The sequence below is a fragment of the Kitasatospora sp. NPDC034023 genome, assembly GCF_055575795.1.
This window is the reverse complement of the sequence record NZ_JBVIRY010000028.1, coordinates 124,241-139,417: the sequence shown is the minus strand read 5'-3', so window position 1 is coordinate 139,417 and position 15,177 is coordinate 124,241. Positions and strand designations below refer to the sequence as shown.

General features: G+C 68.1%; 15 protein-coding genes and 1 pseudogene. 5 read left to right on the top strand and 11 right to left on the bottom strand.

Annotation, left to right across the window (positions count from 1 at the left end):
• Window positions 1–100 precede the first annotated feature (100 nt).
• From ACZ52R_RS31360 to ACZ52R_RS31345, 4 genes are all read right to left on the bottom strand, one after another.
• Window positions 101–1,636, bottom strand: coding sequence for an FAD-dependent monooxygenase (locus tag ACZ52R_RS31360; RefSeq protein ID WP_465622463.1), 1,536 nt, complete (start codon window positions 1,634–1,636; stop codon window positions 101–103).
• A gap of 216 nt (window positions 1,637–1,852) precedes the next feature.
• Window positions 1,853–2,449 (bottom strand): dihydrofolate reductase family protein, encoded by a 597-nt coding sequence (locus ACZ52R_RS31355; protein ID WP_465622462.1) that lies wholly within the window; start codon window positions 2,447–2,449, stop codon window positions 1,853–1,855.
• 36 nt (window positions 2,450–2,485) lie between these two features.
• Window positions 2,486–3,475, bottom strand: a complete 990-nt coding sequence (locus ACZ52R_RS31350) for a GNAT family N-acetyltransferase (RefSeq protein WP_465622461.1) — start codon at window positions 3,473–3,475, stop codon at window positions 2,486–2,488.
• A gap of 498 nt (window positions 3,476–3,973) precedes the next feature.
• Window positions 3,974–5,443 carry an MFS transporter gene (locus ACZ52R_RS31345; protein ID WP_465622459.1) on the bottom strand — a complete coding sequence of 490 codons (1,470 nt, stop codon included), beginning with the start codon at window positions 5,441–5,443 and terminating at the stop codon, window positions 3,974–3,976.
• A gap of 151 nt (window positions 5,444–5,594) precedes the next feature.
• Here ACZ52R_RS31345 and ACZ52R_RS31340 point away from each other — a divergent pair, with 151 nt between their 5' ends.
• Entirely contained in the window at window positions 5,595–6,158 is a 564-nt protein-coding gene (locus ACZ52R_RS31340) for a TetR/AcrR family transcriptional regulator (protein WP_465622458.1), read from the top strand.
• A 100-nt stretch (window positions 6,159–6,258) separates the two neighbouring features.
• Here the strand turns inward: ACZ52R_RS31340 and ACZ52R_RS31335 are convergent, their stop codons facing one another.
• The 3 genes from ACZ52R_RS31335 to ACZ52R_RS31325 form a co-directional block, all read right to left on the bottom strand.
• The gene (locus ACZ52R_RS31335) at window positions 6,259–6,414 is read right to left on the bottom strand and encodes a hypothetical protein (RefSeq protein ID WP_465622457.1); all 156 of its coding nucleotides are present in this window, start codon (window positions 6,412–6,414) and stop codon (window positions 6,259–6,261) included.
• Window positions 6,415–6,483: 69 nt separating this feature from the next.
• Window positions 6,484–7,536, bottom strand: coding sequence for a tyrosine-type recombinase/integrase (locus ACZ52R_RS31330; RefSeq protein WP_465754545.1), 1,053 nt, complete (start codon window positions 7,534–7,536; stop codon window positions 6,484–6,486).
• 417 nt (window positions 7,537–7,953) lie between these two features.
• Window positions 7,954–10,329, bottom strand: a complete 2,376-nt coding sequence (locus ACZ52R_RS31325; RefSeq protein WP_465754544.1) for a right-handed parallel beta-helix repeat-containing protein — start codon at window positions 10,327–10,329, stop codon at window positions 7,954–7,956.
• A gap of 354 nt (window positions 10,330–10,683) precedes the next feature.
• On the opposite strand from ACZ52R_RS31325, the pseudogene ACZ52R_RS31320 reads away from it, so the two are divergent.
• A pseudogene (locus tag ACZ52R_RS31320) lies at window positions 10,684–10,809 on the top strand (IS110 family transposase); the annotation flags it as partial.
• Window positions 10,810–10,874: 65 nt separating this feature from the next.
• Here ACZ52R_RS31320 and ACZ52R_RS31315 read toward each other — a convergent pair.
• On the bottom strand, window positions 10,875–11,153 hold the full coding sequence (locus tag ACZ52R_RS31315) for a Tn3 family transposase (RefSeq protein WP_465663095.1): 279 nt from the start codon (window positions 11,151–11,153) through the stop codon (window positions 10,875–10,877).
• On the opposite strand from ACZ52R_RS31315, the gene ACZ52R_RS31310 reads away from it, so the two are divergent.
• Entirely contained in the window at window positions 11,065–11,982 is a 918-nt protein-coding gene (locus tag ACZ52R_RS31310) for a hypothetical protein (protein WP_465754543.1), read from the top strand. The two genes, ACZ52R_RS31315 and ACZ52R_RS31310, sit on opposite strands and share 89 nt — an antisense overlap.
• 31 nt (window positions 11,983–12,013) lie before the next feature.
• On the opposite strand, the gene ACZ52R_RS31305 is transcribed toward ACZ52R_RS31310, so the two are convergent.
• Complete coding sequence (locus ACZ52R_RS31305) at window positions 12,014–12,445, bottom strand: tautomerase family protein (RefSeq protein ID WP_465754542.1); 432 nt, start codon at window positions 12,443–12,445, stop codon at window positions 12,014–12,016.
• Window positions 12,446–12,626: 181 nt separating this feature from the next.
• Here ACZ52R_RS31305 and ACZ52R_RS31300 point away from each other — a divergent pair, with 181 nt between their 5' ends.
• Window positions 12,627–13,550, top strand: coding sequence for a LysR family transcriptional regulator (locus tag ACZ52R_RS31300; protein WP_465754550.1), 924 nt, complete (start codon window positions 12,627–12,629; stop codon window positions 13,548–13,550).
• 96 nt (window positions 13,551–13,646) lie between these two features.
• On the opposite strand, the gene ACZ52R_RS31295 is transcribed toward ACZ52R_RS31300, so the two are convergent.
• Window positions 13,647–14,348 carry an alpha/beta fold hydrolase gene (locus tag ACZ52R_RS31295; RefSeq protein ID WP_360508989.1) on the bottom strand — a complete coding sequence of 234 codons (702 nt, stop codon included), beginning with the start codon at window positions 14,346–14,348 and terminating at the stop codon, window positions 13,647–13,649.
• Between the two features lie 83 nt (window positions 14,349–14,431).
• On the opposite strand from ACZ52R_RS31295, the gene ACZ52R_RS31290 reads away from it, so the two are divergent.
• On the top strand, window positions 14,432–14,656 hold the full coding sequence (locus ACZ52R_RS31290) for a hypothetical protein (protein ID WP_465663102.1): 225 nt from the start codon (window positions 14,432–14,434) through the stop codon (window positions 14,654–14,656).
• 48 nt (window positions 14,657–14,704) lie between these two features.
• Here the strand turns inward: ACZ52R_RS31290 and ACZ52R_RS31285 are convergent, their stop codons facing one another.
• Window positions 14,705–15,169 carry a hypothetical protein gene (locus ACZ52R_RS31285; protein ID WP_465663104.1) on the bottom strand — a complete coding sequence of 155 codons (465 nt, stop codon included), beginning with the start codon at window positions 15,167–15,169 and terminating at the stop codon, window positions 14,705–14,707.
• Window positions 15,170–15,177: the final 8 nt, after the last annotated feature.

The window sequence follows — 15,177 nt, the reverse complement described above, 5'->3', positions numbered from 1 at the left end:
TGGCCGCGCCGGATACCGCCTCCTACGCCAGCGCATCCTGCTCAGCTGACACACACTCAGAAACGATCACAGGCTACGAAAATCTTGTATGAGCCATCTTTCAGACACGCTCCGGGGGTGTGCCGAACCAGCAGGCGAGTGCTTCTCGCAGCGCGGGCGCGGTGGTGTCGGCGGGTTCGTCGACGGCCGCGGCCCAGGCGATGTGGGCGTCCGGGCGGATCAGGAGGATGCCGGCCGGTGGGTGATCGGTTTTGGCGGTGTGGATGTCGACGCGGTGCTGCCAGTCCCGGGCGGCCTCGCGAAGGTCCGGGCGGTCGGCGAGGTCGAGGAGGATGGGCCGTGCGGGGCGCATGAGTTCCGCGACGCTGGTGATGCCCTGGTCGGTGTGCAGGGTGAGATCGGGTGCGAAGGCGCCGGTCAAGGCATGGGGCTCGGAGTCCGGCACCGGATAGCGAATGTCATTGTGGGCGACAAGGGCTCCCATACGGCGCAACGCCGGCTCGTCGACGAGCAGTTCCTGGAAGACCTGCCGAAGCGCATCGTCGGCCGCGTCATGTCCGCGCCGCAGTGCCGCCTGGGCTCGGGTCTGCAACAGCGCGCGAGCGCTGGCGAATTGGCGTTCGTCGTGATAGGTGTCCAGCAGGCCGGTCGGCGCCCAGCCGCGGATGTCCGCGCCCAGCTTCCAGGCAAGATTGACCGTGTCGAGCATGCCGACATTGAGCGCGGTGCCGGTGGCGGGGAACAGGTGGGCCGCATCGCCGGCCAGCAGGATCCGTCCGTCACGGTACCGCTCGGCCTGCCGGTCCTTGAAGGTGAAGCGCGACAGCCGAACCGGTTTTCCCAAGGGGACGTCCCCGCCGAGTACCCGGCGAATGCTGTCGCCGAGCTCAGCCAGGGTCATCGGCTCGTCATCGTCGTATTCGGCGGACTCGTCCTCAGTGGTCATGAGGGACAGCACCCCGTCGGTGACCGCGAACGCGAACACGCCGCGGCCTGTTCGGGTGAAACCCGCATGGATCGTGCCCAGCCCGGGGACGTCGATGTCGCCGTTGTCGAGCACGGTCAGCGAATCGGGCACGGTGACCACGGCGAGCCGGTTGACCTCCGGGTACGTGGTGCCGGGGAACGGGATGCCGGCCAGGTCGCGGACTCGGCTGCGCGCGCCGTCGCAGCCCACCAGGTATCGGGCGGTCACCCGGCAGGGCCCATCCGGCCCGTGCACCTCCGCGGTCACGGTGGCATCGTCCTGGCCCACCCCGACCACCTCGTGCCCGCGGCGGATGTCGGCGCCGAGTTCGCGGGCGCGTTCGCCGAGGAGTCGCTCGATTTCTGTCTGTGAGATCGGCAGCGCCCGCATCGGAGGATCTGCAAGCTGTGTGAGGTCCAGATGCAGGCTGCCGAACGGGAATCGGGGAGCGATGTTGGGGTCACTGCTGGCTGCTTCGAACCGGTCCAGAATGCCTCGGTACCGCAGCAGGTCCAGGATCCGCCCGCCGATACCGCTGGCCTTCGGTGTGTCTCGGGGCTGCTGATGCCGCTCCAGCACCAGGGGCCGCACCCCGGCCAGCCGCAGTTCACCGGCCAGCATCAGGCCGGCCGGCCCTGCGCCCACGATGATCACGTCGGCGTCCGTCACCGGACGCTCCCCGCGCGACCTTTCGCCGCGCTCCAACTCGTCCCGGTCATCGACAACAATACGCACTTCGTTTCTCCCATTTCCGCAGGTTCTGGCCTCAGCTGGGGATCTTGCGACACGACCCGGGTCGTGCCGCAAGTCCCGGCGCGCTGCGCCCGTGTGGCGCTCCGAGCGCGCCCGCGCCCGGCCTCCACAAGCGGCGCCCGCCCGGATCACTCAGCTGCTGACGCGCGTGTAGGTGAGGAACATCGCGCCGCTCTTGAGAGCGGTGTGGTCTGCGAGTGTCCAAGTGCGCGGGTCGAAGGCTGCCTTGCGGGAGAACAGCGGGAGCCCGCCGCCGATGGTCAGCGGGCCGATCTTGAGGATCAGCGTGTCGATCTCGGCGTACAGGGAGCCCGCGAGCTCGGCGCCGCCGACTAGCCAGATGTCCTTGCCGTCCTGCTGCTTGAGCTCGCGCACGGTTGCCACCGGGTCGTCGGCGACCAGTTCGACGGCCGGGTCCGGGCTCTCGGTCAGGGTCCGGGAGAACACCAGGTGACGCAGGTGGGGGTAGGCGTCGGTGATGCCGGCCGCGAGACCGATCTCGTAGCTGCGCCGCCCCTCGAGCACAGTGTCGAAGTGTGTGCCCTCCGCCGTGACGGACAGTGCCTGCCGGGCCTGGACGGGCAGCGTCTCCGGGTACTCGGCCACGAGGTGCTGGATGTAGTCCTCCGTTATGGGCCAGAAGCCGTTCGGACCGGTGGGGTCACCACCGTCCGGGCCCGCGATGAAGCCATCGAGCGTGGTGGCGATGTAATAGGTCAGCTTGCGCATGGACTGTCGATTCTGTGAGGAGGATGAGGTTGCGGGTCAGGCTGCGGGCACGTCGAGCTGGAATTCGTGTGTGCGCCGGTAGGAGCGGAAGCCCAGTGCGTGGTTGACCGCCAGCATGTGGACGTTGTCGTCGGCGTTGTCCGTCTCGATCTCGGCTACGCCCGGGTGCTCGGCGCGCAGCCTGCGCACCATGGCGGCTTTGACCCACAGCCCGAGGCCGTGCCCGCGGTGCGCGGGCACGACCGCCGTGTCGTACTGCTGGGCCCGCGGCGGCGCGCCGTGGGGCAGGAGGATCTCGGTGTAGCCGGCCATGGCGCCGTCGTCGTGGACGGCGGCGATGGTCAGCAGTGTGTCTCCGCGGTCGGCGACCACCGTGGCCATGGCGCGGACGCGGTCGGCGTCCCACGCCACGGTGCCGTAGTCCAGGTCTCCGAGGGGCATGTCGTTCATCGCGTTCTTGGCCGTGGCGAAGGCATCGGCGAGGCCGTCGGGAACCGTTCCGGTCCATCCGGTCAGTCGGTAGCCGGGGTGCTCGGCATCGGCGGTCTGGAGCAGGTCGGCCCGGCCCATCTCGTCGAGGCGCAGCGTGAGGTGATTCAACGTCAGTGCGCGGCGGAAGCCCCACCGTTCGCTGAAGGCTTCGCCCGGACTGTCGGCCGCGGCTGTGGCGATCAGGCTGCGCCGGTTCTCGGTGCGGCAGGCTGCCACGGCAGCCGACAGCAGGCGGGAGCCGGTTCCCAGGCGGCGGTGTGCGGGGTCGACGTGGAGTTCCAGTTCGGCCAGGTGATGCTGGCCCGGGGAGGTGAACACCCGCAGGCCGGCGACTGCGACCGGGACGCCGTCCGCCCCGGTGGCCAGCCAGGCCAACCGGTGGCTGTCCAGAGCGGGCTGGGTGAGCTGGGCGTGGATCTGCCCGGGGGCGGGCGGCGGTACTCCGGGCAGGTCGTGGGCCGTCGAGGCCGCGACGACCTGATGCCACGCGGCGGCCTCGGCGACCGAAGCGCGCTGGAGTGGATTGACTTGCACTGATGTGGGCAAAGTGATGGCTTTCGTGGTCGGGTCGGTCGTAATTCGCGATGGCGTGAGGGCGTGCTCTCGTCGGTCGAGGCACTGCAGCGGAGCGGGCTTGGAGGGGGCTGGGGCAACCCGGTTCAGGCGATCCAGCTCTGACCGTGCCATCGCGTTCGCGTTCTTTCAGTCGGTGTGGCGCACGAGCGGCCAGTCGATGTCGACACGGGCAGCCGTGGCGAGGTAGTTGGTGAACACGTTGAGAGCGACATGTGCGATGACCTCGACGATCTGCCCGTCGGACAGGCCGGCGCACCGGGCCGCGGCCAGCTATTCGTCGGCAACGGTTCCGCGGTCACGGACCATCACGGCGGCCAGATCCAAGACAGCGGCGGCCGCCTCGGCGCGCGTGTGGCATCGGCCGCACTCAGCCCGGCCAACTTGGTCCCGCGGAACGCATGCACGGACAGGCAGTAGTCGGACCCGTTCTCCTGCGCCACCAGATCGGTGTCGCCGTCAACGGCTGTTCGCGGATACCTCTTTCGAGGTGGTTACCGCACCTGGATCGGTGGAACGTTTCGGCGCCGCGGAGCCTTCCGCGGGCTTGGACCTCGCCAGCCACAGGCCGGTGAACACGGCGGTGGCCAAAGTGACGGTGCCGGCAGCGAGGAAGGCGCTGTCGAGGCCGGCCTCGAAGGAGGCGCCGCCGGATTGCCGGGTGCGGACGATGGCTCCGAGTACCGCCACGCCCAGCACCGCGCCGATCTGCCGGGTGGTGCTGCTGATGCCTGATGCGAGGCCGCCTTCCTGCGGGCTGACTGCTTGGATGGCGGCGCCTGTCAGTGGGGACATGGTCAGGGCGAAGCCGATGCCGGCGAGTCCCAGTCGCCACCACACGTTCGCGTAGCCGGTGTCGGCGTGCACCTTACCGAGCGCCAGCAGTCCCAGGCCGGCCAGGGCCAGGCCGGTGGTAACCACGATTCGGAAGCCGTGCCGGGCGGCGAGTCGGCCCGCGTACGGGCTGACGATCACCATGGCGAGGGATACCGGCAGGGTCTGCAGGCCGGCGCGCAGGATTGAGCTGCCCTGGACGTATACGAAGAACTGGGAGAAGAAGAACGACGAGCCCATGAGTGCGAACCCGACCACGATCATGGCGGTGTTGGACACGGTGAACAGGCGCTGCCGGAACAGCCGCAGCGGCAGCATCGGTGCGGAGCGACGGGCTTCGACGGCGACGAAGGCGGTGAGGAGGATCGCCGCGGCGGCGAAGCTGCCCAGGATGACCGGTGAGGTCCAGCCGCGGGCACCACCCTCGATCAGCCCATAGGTCAGTATCCCCACCGCCAGAACGGACAGCACCGTGCCCGGGATGTCGATCGCGGGGGCGCTCGGGTTGCGGGACTCGCCGAGGTGGCGCAGGCCGACCAGCAGCAGGACCACGCCGATGGGCAGATTGACCAGGAAGATGGCGGGCCAGCCGAAGGCTTGTGTCAGCACGCCGCCGGCCGCGGGGCCTGCGGCCAGACCGATTCCGCTGAGTCCGGCCCACAGCCCGATCGCCTTCATTCGTTCTTGCGGTACCGGATAGGCGGCGGCGAGAAGGGCGAGCGAGGCAGGGCTCAGCGCCGCGGCCCCGATGCCCTGCAGCACCCGGCCGGCGACCAGCCAGCCGAGCGAGGGCGCGAGGCTGCACAGCAGCGACGCGGCGGTGAACACCGCCACGCCGGTCAGGTACACCCGCTTGCGGCCGAACCGGTCGGCGAAGACACCGCCGGACAGCAGCAGCATGGCGACCAGCAGTACGTACGCGTCGACGATCCATTGCAGACCGGTCAGCTGAGTGTGCAGCCGGTGCTGCATATCGGGCAGTGCCGCTCCAACGATCGTGTTGTCGAGCAGGACCATGAATTGGCCTAGGCAGGTCACCGTGAGCAGCACGGCCCGGTTTGATCGACTGCCTACGGTCGCATGCGATGCAGCCATGGGATCCCCCTCAATCGTTAGTTGCCCCCGGTCGCGGTCGACGCGGGGTGGCGATACACCCGAGCGCCCTAAAGCAGTCAGCGACTGCGTTAGGTGACTATAGGGAGGATCGCCTCGCAAACGCAAGTTTTGACTGCGTTAGGGTGGGGGCATGAACGAGCGACAGCGAGCCCGGCGGCCCGGCGGGCGCAGCGCCCGCGTCGGCGCGCAGGTGCACCAGGCCGTCACCGACCTGATCAGTGAGCGCGGCTACGGCAACTTCACCGTCGGCGAGGTCGCAGCCCGCGCAGGCGTAGCCGACAGCAGCATCTACCGCCGGTGGGGCAGCCTGGAAACCCTGCTCACCGACGTGGCGCTCACCCGCCTCAATGCGCAGTCGCCGATGCCCGACACCGGGAGCCTCGCCGACGACCTGCGCACTTACGCGGCCCAAGTGGCCCGCGAGATCACCGGACCCGACGGTCTGGCGGTGCTGCACCTGGCCGTCGCCCTGTCGAGCAGCGGTCAGCAGGGCCTGCAGGCTGGTGCCGACCTCCGCGCCGAACGCACCCGGCAACTGCAGTCCATGCTCGATCGCGCCCGCGACCGTGGCGAACACGCACCCGACGCGTTCGACGTGCTGGACCACATCCTGGCCCCGATGTATATCCGCGTCCTCTTCGGCATGGAGCTCACCCCGGACTACGTCGACGGGCTGGTCGACCGAATGCTGTGACCTCACGCCGTTCCCCGGGATCAGCCCTCGGACGCGGTGCCAAGGCTCCGTGCTCGCCGACACCCGCACGGCCAGCTCAGGCATCCGGCCCTTGGCTGGCTCACACGGCCTGGCTGAATCCGTCGGTCGGCGGGCCGTCTCCGCGGATCGGGGTGAAGTCGACGTCCAGGTGCGGGGCGTAGGCGTCGGGTTCGTCGGCGAGCTCGTGGGTGGAGTCCAGGTCCTCCGGGTCGACCTTCTCTCCTTCGTCCTGCAACTGGCGGATGACCTCGGCGATGTCGGGTGTGCCGGTAAGAACGCTGTCACCAGCCGCAAACGACGAGTGTCACGTGCGGCGACGCGCGGCGGGGTCGCGTTCGGCGACGTGCCGGGCGACCGAGTCGACGCCGGGGCGGGCGTACCGCTCCAGGCAGCGGACGGAGGCGTGGCGGGAGCGGGCCAGCAGCATCGGGGTGGAGGTGCCGTCCTCCGCGTCGTGCGTCAGGGCACTGTGCCGTAGCCGGTGAAGCGTCCAGCCGTCCAGGTCCTCGATGTCCTCGGGTGAGGCGAGGGGGTTGGCCAGCAGCCGGGTGTTCTCCTCGAAGATCTCCTCGGCGCGGCGGTAGGAGAGCCGGGCCCGGCCGGTCTCCGGGCACACGTCGAGCGTCGGGGTTCCGGCCGGGGCCTTGCGGTCGGTGAGGAACAGCGGGCCGCGGGTACGGCGGGCGATGAGGCGGGGCAGGAGCTGGGCGGTGCCGGACTGCCAGTGAATCCACTCGGTCGCCCCGCCCTTGGCGGTGATCCTGCCCCGCTTGTCCTGCGGGTAGAGGTCTTCCACGTTGAGGCACAGCACCTCGTCGGCCCGTGCGGCGGACTCGTAGAGCATCTTCCACTGGGTCTTCTCCCGCAGGGCGACGTCCAGGCGCCACAAGGCGGTGATCTGGTTCTCGGCGAGGGCCTTGGTGCGGTCGGGCGGCGCTGGCCGCCGTTCGATGCCGATCGTCGGGTCGCCGTCGATCCAGCCCAGGCGCTGCCACCAGCCGATCGTCTTGCGGGCGATGGGCAGTTCGCGGTTGACGGTGTCGGCGTCCATCTCGTCCGCCCGCGCTGCCGCCAGTTCGGCCAGGGTCTCCGGCAGTGCCGGGTCGTCGATCGCGGTGACGGGGAAGACGGGCGGCTTTGCGCCCCGGCGGGCGGGTCCGGTCGGCGCGGGTTCGCCGGCGAGCATCCATCCCCATGTCGTCAGCGAGATTCGGTAGATCCGCGCGGAGGACTTCGCGATGCCCGCGCCGGTGAGGTAGCGCTCGACCGCCGCGGTGTACGACGCCGGCGGGGCGGACAGCGGCATCACTCGGGCGCGCGGCAACCGAAGCGCGCCCCCGGCCCCGAGTTTGGTCACTGGTTCGATCGTCACACCCGCCCCGCCCCACTCAGCGCTGCCGCAGTAAATGCGTACACCTCACCCCGGTGGCCGGAACACCCCGCCGCAGGTCGTGGTGATCACGGTAGAGGCCTTGCCGCAGTAAATCCGGTGTTTACTGCGGCACCACCCTGACGAGCCAACAGGTGCGGGAGGTCCGGTAAGCAGAACCGCCGCTCATGCGTTCCCTGCACGGTGTCATACCGTCACGACGCCCTGTGTGCTCCCATGAATGGTTGGCGTGGCGTTGGCGACACGGGATTCATCCTGGAACGCTCGCCGCCTTCGAAGCGCCACCGGCCCGCTGTGTCGTCAACGTTCACCACGCTCAGCTGACCCACTGTCGGATTCGATGAGATGCGGCATCCCCGATATCAGTTCCGTCCGCGCCTCCGCCTATTCCAACAGGTTCGCCTTTCTCATCTTGTCAAGAAGTGCGTTGAAATCATTCTTCAGCTGGTCAATGCTAGTCGCATTCGACTTCGTCTGTTTTTCCGCGCGCTGTGGAAGCGGCACAATGCACCATTTGTTTTCATCCAAGTCATAGAGTGTCATCCACTCTAGGTGATTGTCGTCAGTCAACGCTTCAACATGCTGGGGCACGTCCTGGTTCCAGGACAGCGGCTGACTTGGACCGGAGACCTTGTTGTGCGGGTCCAACGGGTCACCGGGTTTGTACGCGTGCAGCAGATACACGAAGCCATTGACGGGCGTCGGCTTGACGATATCTCCAATCTGATAGTGCTTCCCGCTAGCCCAGGAAGAAGCCGCTGCCCCCCTTCCACACGCAGCCTTTACCGTCCACCCAATCTCGTCTGGGTCCGTTTGACCTCTGACGGCGTTGACAAGCAGATCACCCGGACGGTAGAAGTTGCAGCTACCCACACGGGTATTGTAGGGATTTCCGCCAGTCACAACACAGATTCGCCGCTCGCCGTAGTTGTAGTTTCCAATCCAGGCTTCCGGAAGCATCAGCGCGCCGGGAAACGGACCGTTTTCGTACGCGGTTTGATAGTACGTCGGAGGGAAAGACACCCCCCCACTAATAAGGGACACTGCAACCCTGCCCTTGATAGCCAGGGGCGCTTTCTGGACTTGGGTGCGGAAGAGGGAGTCCCCCGCGAGTTGCAACTTGCCGTCCACCGTCACGATCTGAAAATCATGAATGATCGTGGGATCCTCACCATAGCTGCCGAGGGTGTTGGACGTTGTGACCTGAGGATCATTTTTTCTCACACATTTCCACACCAAACCATCGAGCTCTTCCAGCTCTGCATCGACCACCGGCGGGAAGTCAGGCATGCCCTTCTTTTCGGGAGGTAGGCCGTTCACTCCACGAGTATGCCCGGCGCGAATTGCTCGATATACGTATCCGTTCCCGGGTCCCTTCTGGGGCGTCTGCTCCTCGCCTTCCTCGATATCGACCCCCGCATCGGCGATCCAATACCTGTGCACTTTGGAATAGTCATTTACCACGCGGAGTGCAGAAGGTCCCTTGCCGAGAGAGTTGAAGCCCCAAAACACTGAGTCGGAGGTAGTGTCTATATCGCCTCCAATGACAGCGGTATTCCTACTCTTGAATACCGATGGTGCATCGGCTTCGGCGTAGCAGCCGACGTACACGGAGGGCCTCGATTTGCCGTCACAGCTATAGTTTCGGCGTCGGTTTGCTGCAGTGTGACACGAAACGAAGGTGGAGCCAAATCGTGAATTGTCGCAAATTCCATCACGCCCATTTGATGTGGCATCGACGTTCATAACTAGTATGGTACTGGCGTTGTCGTTGCCCAGGCTGCCGATGTCGAGCCCATTTTGGCCATTGCTGGTAAGGCGGCAATCACGTATCTGCACGCCGCTGGCGTTAACCACCGGTGCGACCTCGCTTGAGGATATCTCTATCCCGTTACGCCTGAAACTGACAACGCTCATTCTCTCAATGCATGCGCCGGTCGCCATAACCCGTATGCCATCCATCTGCGGAGCCTGGAAGGTGGCGGCAGGCGTCCCTTGAGCGGGGATCGAATGGAGGGCGAGCTGACGAAGCACAGCATAGTCCGCACGGCCGCGAGGGGGCGTCATGGCCAATCCGGTTGCATAGCCCACCAGGGCAATTGCGCAATAAACGGTCTCCCCGCCGACTGCGCCTATTTTGAGCTTGAAATTTCCGGTGACATCTGCGAGTATGCGACTGGTTTCGTCATGATAGGCAAGGCCGGCCCCCTCCAGAATGCAACCGTTTGAGATAACGAGAGGCTTCTTAATGCGGTATTCTCCCGGCGGGAGGTAGACGACACTGCCGTCAGTAGTGCCGAGTCGCATCGCGCAGTCCAGGGCGCTTTGGATCGCGTCCGCGTCGTCGGCGTTTTCGTCGGTTTTGCCGTTTCCCACTGCTCCGAAGTCGAGCACGCTCAGGCGCGTGTCGCGGCGGGGGCGGATTGTCACCGTGCCTGAAGCATCGCAGTCGCCGATCCAGTTCGGAGCGCTCACGCATTCCTCACTTGTAGCGCGGACGAGCTGTCCCGAACTGTCGACGCCAACCGCGCCGGACTTACCACCGTCGGAGCCCAGGCTGCGAAGGGTGAAAACACCACTTATTTGAACTTTGACTTTGACGTTGTGTGGGGGATCCACCGTTTCCAGAGCAACCCCGAAGAACGGACTGGTATGCAACTTCTCCGTCTCGATAGCAGGGGTGACGGTGCCTGATCCTGTGGTGCGGACCGCCTGGCCGGCATTGATGCGCTGTGCGGCTTTCATGTTTTCGATGTCCATCGGAACGTCCCTGCCGTCGAGGCTTCGTCGGTCGGACGGGTCGGCGTGAGCGCGGCCGAAGCGCGCGAGCACCCGACCTCGGGGGCGAAGGTCGGTACCTTCGGCAGTGCACGCAACATAACGCCGTTTGGTGGCCTCTTGCACTATTCCCCTTTCCACGCTAGGCGTGACCACCAGTCTGCGCACTTCGCCAAGGCCCGATGGCCGTCCCGACCGCGATCATGCTGATCAAGACCGAGTGCATCCACGGCCGGGAGTTCGCCACCAGAGCCGGCTCCAACTCCCTGGCCAGCACCACACCGAAGCAGGTGGGAGCACGATGTCGACATCGGCGGCGTGAGCGTCTTCCTCGGGATGGACGTCAGCAAGACCGCTCACCATGGCCACGGACTCACCCCGGCCGGCAATAAGGTCTTCGACAAGCAGCTGCCCAACAGTGAGCCGAAGCTGCGGGCCGTCTTCGACAAGGTGGTTGCAGAGCGCGCCATTGGAGCTCGGGTGCCCTTTCGGCAGTACTGGCGCAGTTCATGGCACGGACCACACCGTCACGCGGCCATCCGCAGCCGCCCTACCGCTTCGTTCTCGGGCGGCTCCATGTCCAGGTGCCAGGTACCGAAGCGGCGGGTCTTGCTGGTGATGTACGGGGTGACGGTGGCCAGGTCCACCGGGTCCACCTCCCACCCCTCGTCGATGAGGTCATTGGCCACCTTCGTAATGTCCACCGCGGTATGAAAAATGAGGCAGTTCGCCAGCAGCTCGTTGAACTTGATGGTCTTCTCCTGGTGGTCCGGGTCGTTGCTCTCCTGCGGGGCACTGCCTGTCAACCGGCGCTCGCTGTTCGGCGGCTACTTCGGCGCGGGGCTGGCCGTCGTCAACGCACTGTCGGACCGTCTCACGGCCGAAGTGCGACGCGACGGCGCCCGCTGGGTACTGGAGTACGAGCGGGGCGTGGCCGTCGCGCCGCCCGCCCGCACCGGACCGGCCGACGGCAGCGGAACCGCGATCACCTTCCGGCCCGATTCCGAGATCTTCGAGACGCTGGAGTTCTCCTTCGACACGCTGGCCGCACGCTTCAGGGAACTTGCCGTCCTGAACCGGGAGTTGGACATCACCCTGACCGATGACCGCGACCCCGCGGCGCCCCGGACCGTCCGCCTGCGCTTCCCGGGCGGCCTGCGGGACCACATCGCGGAGCAGGGCACCCCCCTCCACCCGGACGTGATCGGCTTCGAACGCGAGTACTCCGAGATGGGGGGAACCGTCGAGGTGGCCCTGCGCTGGTGCGACTCCCGCGAGGAGCGGGTCGCGAGCTACGCCAGCAGCCTGCCGACCACCGCCGGCGGCACGCACGAGCTCGGCTTTCGCGACGGCCTGGCGGCCGCGGTCAACGCCTACGCCCGGGAGCAACGGCTGCTCACCCCGTCCGACCCCGACTTCACCCCCACCCAGCTCGGCGCCGGCCTGACGGCGGTCGTGTCGGTGAAGCTCGACCGCCCCGAGTTCGAGGGGGCCACCCGCGACCGACTGGGCAACAAGCCCGTCCGCGCCTGTGTCGCCGAGGCCGTCCGCGAACACCTCACCGCCTGGCTCCACGCCGACCCGGCGCAGGCGACGGCCGTCCTCGCCCGGATCTCGATGCCCACCCGCCCCTGACAGCGCCACTCGGGGGCGGACCGCGCCGGCCTCAGCTCGTCGCCTCGGCACCGGTGGGGACGTCGTTCATACGCTCGTCGTAGCCGGTGGTGGGGTTGACGACGCGGCCGGCGGCCCACCAGTTCTCCCTGGCTGTTTCGACGATCGTCATCAGGATGTCCTCCTCGGGGACGTCGGCGAACAGCCGGAGGTTGTTGACGACCGCCTGGAACAGCTCGGCCTTCTGCTCGGCGGTGCGCTGGTTCAAGGACATCTGGATGAACATGGCGCGCTCACTGCGGCGCAGGCCGAACACGACCGGCTGCATCTGGAAGTTGTCGGGCAGGACCTCGTGGAAGACGTGGAACTGGTCGTCCTGGGGGACCTTCAGCACGTCGACCATGGCCTTGTGGAGGCCCAGGGAGACGTTCCGGCGGTACTCGGAGGGGGTCCCCTGGCGCAGGTAGATGTTGATCAGAGGCATGAACTGTCGCCTTCCTTGTCTTTCCCGGGCGTTGAACGGGCCGATGAACCGTCCACCGGACAGGGCGGCCGGGTAGCCGGCCTCCTGTTCATGCCCTCCACGCTAGGAACGCGGAGGGGCATTCCGCCAACGAATGTTCGGCATGGTGGATATGCTGATCGCTCATGGAGACCCCATGGAGATGACGCTGCTCGGGCTGCGGATCCTGCGCGAGGTAGCGGAGCGGGGTACCTTCACGGCCGCGGCAGACGCGCTCGGGTACACGCAGTCGGCCGTCTCCCGGCAGATGGCCGCGCTGGAACAGGCGACCGGAGCCCGGCTCTTCGACCGCCACCCCGGCGGTGTCCGGCTGACCGGCTCAGGCCGTGCCCTGCTGCGCAACGCCGTCGTCGCCCTGGCCGCCCTTGAGGCTGCCGAACGGGAGTTGCGCGGAGCGGAGAAGGTCGAGGGGGGCCGCGTCCGGCTCGGCTTCTTCCCCACCGCCGGAGCGGTGGTCGTGCCCCGAGCCCTCGCGATGCTGCGCCAGGAGCACCCGCACCTCCAGGTGACGACGCGTGAGGGGACCACTCCCTCGCTGGTGCGCGCGCTGCGCGCCGGCACCCTGGACCTCGCCCTCCTCTCCTCCCGGCCACCGCATCGCTCGCCCGACACGGACGATCCGCCCCTGAGCGTCGAGCCACTGCTGGAAGTGCACCTGGCCGTGGCGGTGCCGGCAGGCGGCCCGTTCGCCGAACGGGGCAGCGTCAGCGTCGAGGAGATCGCGGGCGCACCGTGGATCGCCAGTCCCGGCACCGCGGACGAGCCACTGCTCGGCATCTGGCCTGGTCTGCCCGGGCGGCCCACGGTCCGCCACACCGCCCGCGACTGGCTGACCAAGCTCCACCTGGTCGCGGCCGGCGCCGGCATCACCACGGCCACGCCGACGCTGCTGCCCGTCGTCCCGCCCGGCGTACGCTTCGTGCCCGTCGAAGGCGTCGCGGAGGAGGTACGACGCGTCAGCCTGGTGCGCATGCCGGGTCCCCTCAAGGCACCCGCGCAGGCGCTGGCACGCGCCCTGCGCCGGCAAGCCGCCGACCTAGCGGACGTCGCCGACCTCGCGGACTGACCGTCCCGGACCGCTCGAGGATGGGGGCGGTGTCCGGGACGTGGCCGGCACCTGGTCGCGTTACGTGGCCGGCACCTGGTCGCGTTGACGTCGCGGCTACGCGGGCTCCGTGCGCAGCAGCGCGTCGGCCAGCTCCCGGGGGCGGCTGAGGGCGGCCAGGTGGCCGCCGGGGATCTCCTCGATCTCCAGGCCCAGCCGTTCGCGGGCGATCCTGCGCTGGAACTCCAGGGGTAGGAAGCGGTCGTCCCGTCCCTGGAGGAACCGGGTCGGCACCTGCGGCCAGTGCGTCAGTGGCCAGGGCTGTGCGAACAGCGCGGAGGGCGGCGGCGAGCCGCCGATGGAGAGCGCCTCCTCGGTCACCTCGGCCGGGACGTCGTGGAAGAAGTCGGCCCGCAGGTCGAACTCGGGATCGGCGCCGCGCCCGGTGGCGGCCGCGTAGTCGGACCGGGCCTTGGCCTGGCCGGTGTTCTCCCACCACTGCCCGGCAGTCTCGCCGGGCGCCGGGACCATGGCGTTGAGCAGCACCAGCTCGGCGACGGGCACAGGCAGCCGCCCGCACACCAGCGGGGCCGAGAAACCCGCGAGCGACTGCGCCACCAGCACCAGCGGCCCGGTGAGGTCGGTGCGCTGTTCCACCGCTGCAACGACGGCCTGCGCGAACTCCTCCAGACCCGCGTGATCGTCGCTCGGCAGGTCCATCGTGACCACGTCGTGCCCCCGGGCCCGTAGCTCGGGCACCAGCCGGTGCCAGAACCAGGCCCGACCGTCGGCACCGGGAACGAGCGTGAAGGTCGCCATCCTCGTCCTCCCTCTACGGACTGCCGCCCACGTGGCACGTGGCTTTCTTGCCTCTCCGAAGCTACCGGGTGGCACTGACATTGATGCTGATACTCAGCTGCCGGAAGTCACGGCGCGGCGCCGGGGAAGACCGATTCCCCACGCCCGCGACCCGCGCGGCCTGGTCACGTGGACTACGCGACGCCGAGGAGCGGCTCGCCTCCCTCACCCGGCTGCGCCACCCCGACGCGACCGAGCGGATTCACGCCCTGCCGGCCTGGGCCGGGGTCCCCGCCCGGGAGACCACCGGCGGCCTGAAGAGGCGGTAGGGGTGTTGGGCATACCCGCGCCTCGCGCTCCTGCCGCGGTCCGCCGGCTCAGTAGTGCTGCAGCCGGGCGGCCGTCTCCGCCATGATCCCGGCTGCCTGCGCGCCGGCCGTCTGCGGCCCGGCGGCGGCCTGCGGGCTTGCGATCGTGGCGCCGGTCTGTGGGTCGACGGCGGTGAGACCGGTCTCCTCCGTGACGAGGGCGGCCAGCCGGTAGGCGAGGGCCATGAACGTGTCGGCCTGCTCGCCCTCGTGCCAGTACGGAATCTGCATCGACACGTCCCCGCCGTACACCGACAGCTGGAGGCCGGACCCGTCGTGCCGGATCTCGCGCCACCGCTCGGCCTCCTCGGCCTGCGCCTCCCCGAGTATCTCCAGGGCCCGGGGCACGATGCGCCGCCATGCCCGGGCCAACTCGTCCGGCACTCCCGGATCCTGCACGCCCTCCTGGGCGGTCATCGCCGCCATCCAGTCCGAGTGGTGGCGCAGGTCGACGAAGAAGATGTCATAGCTCATGCGGGCCA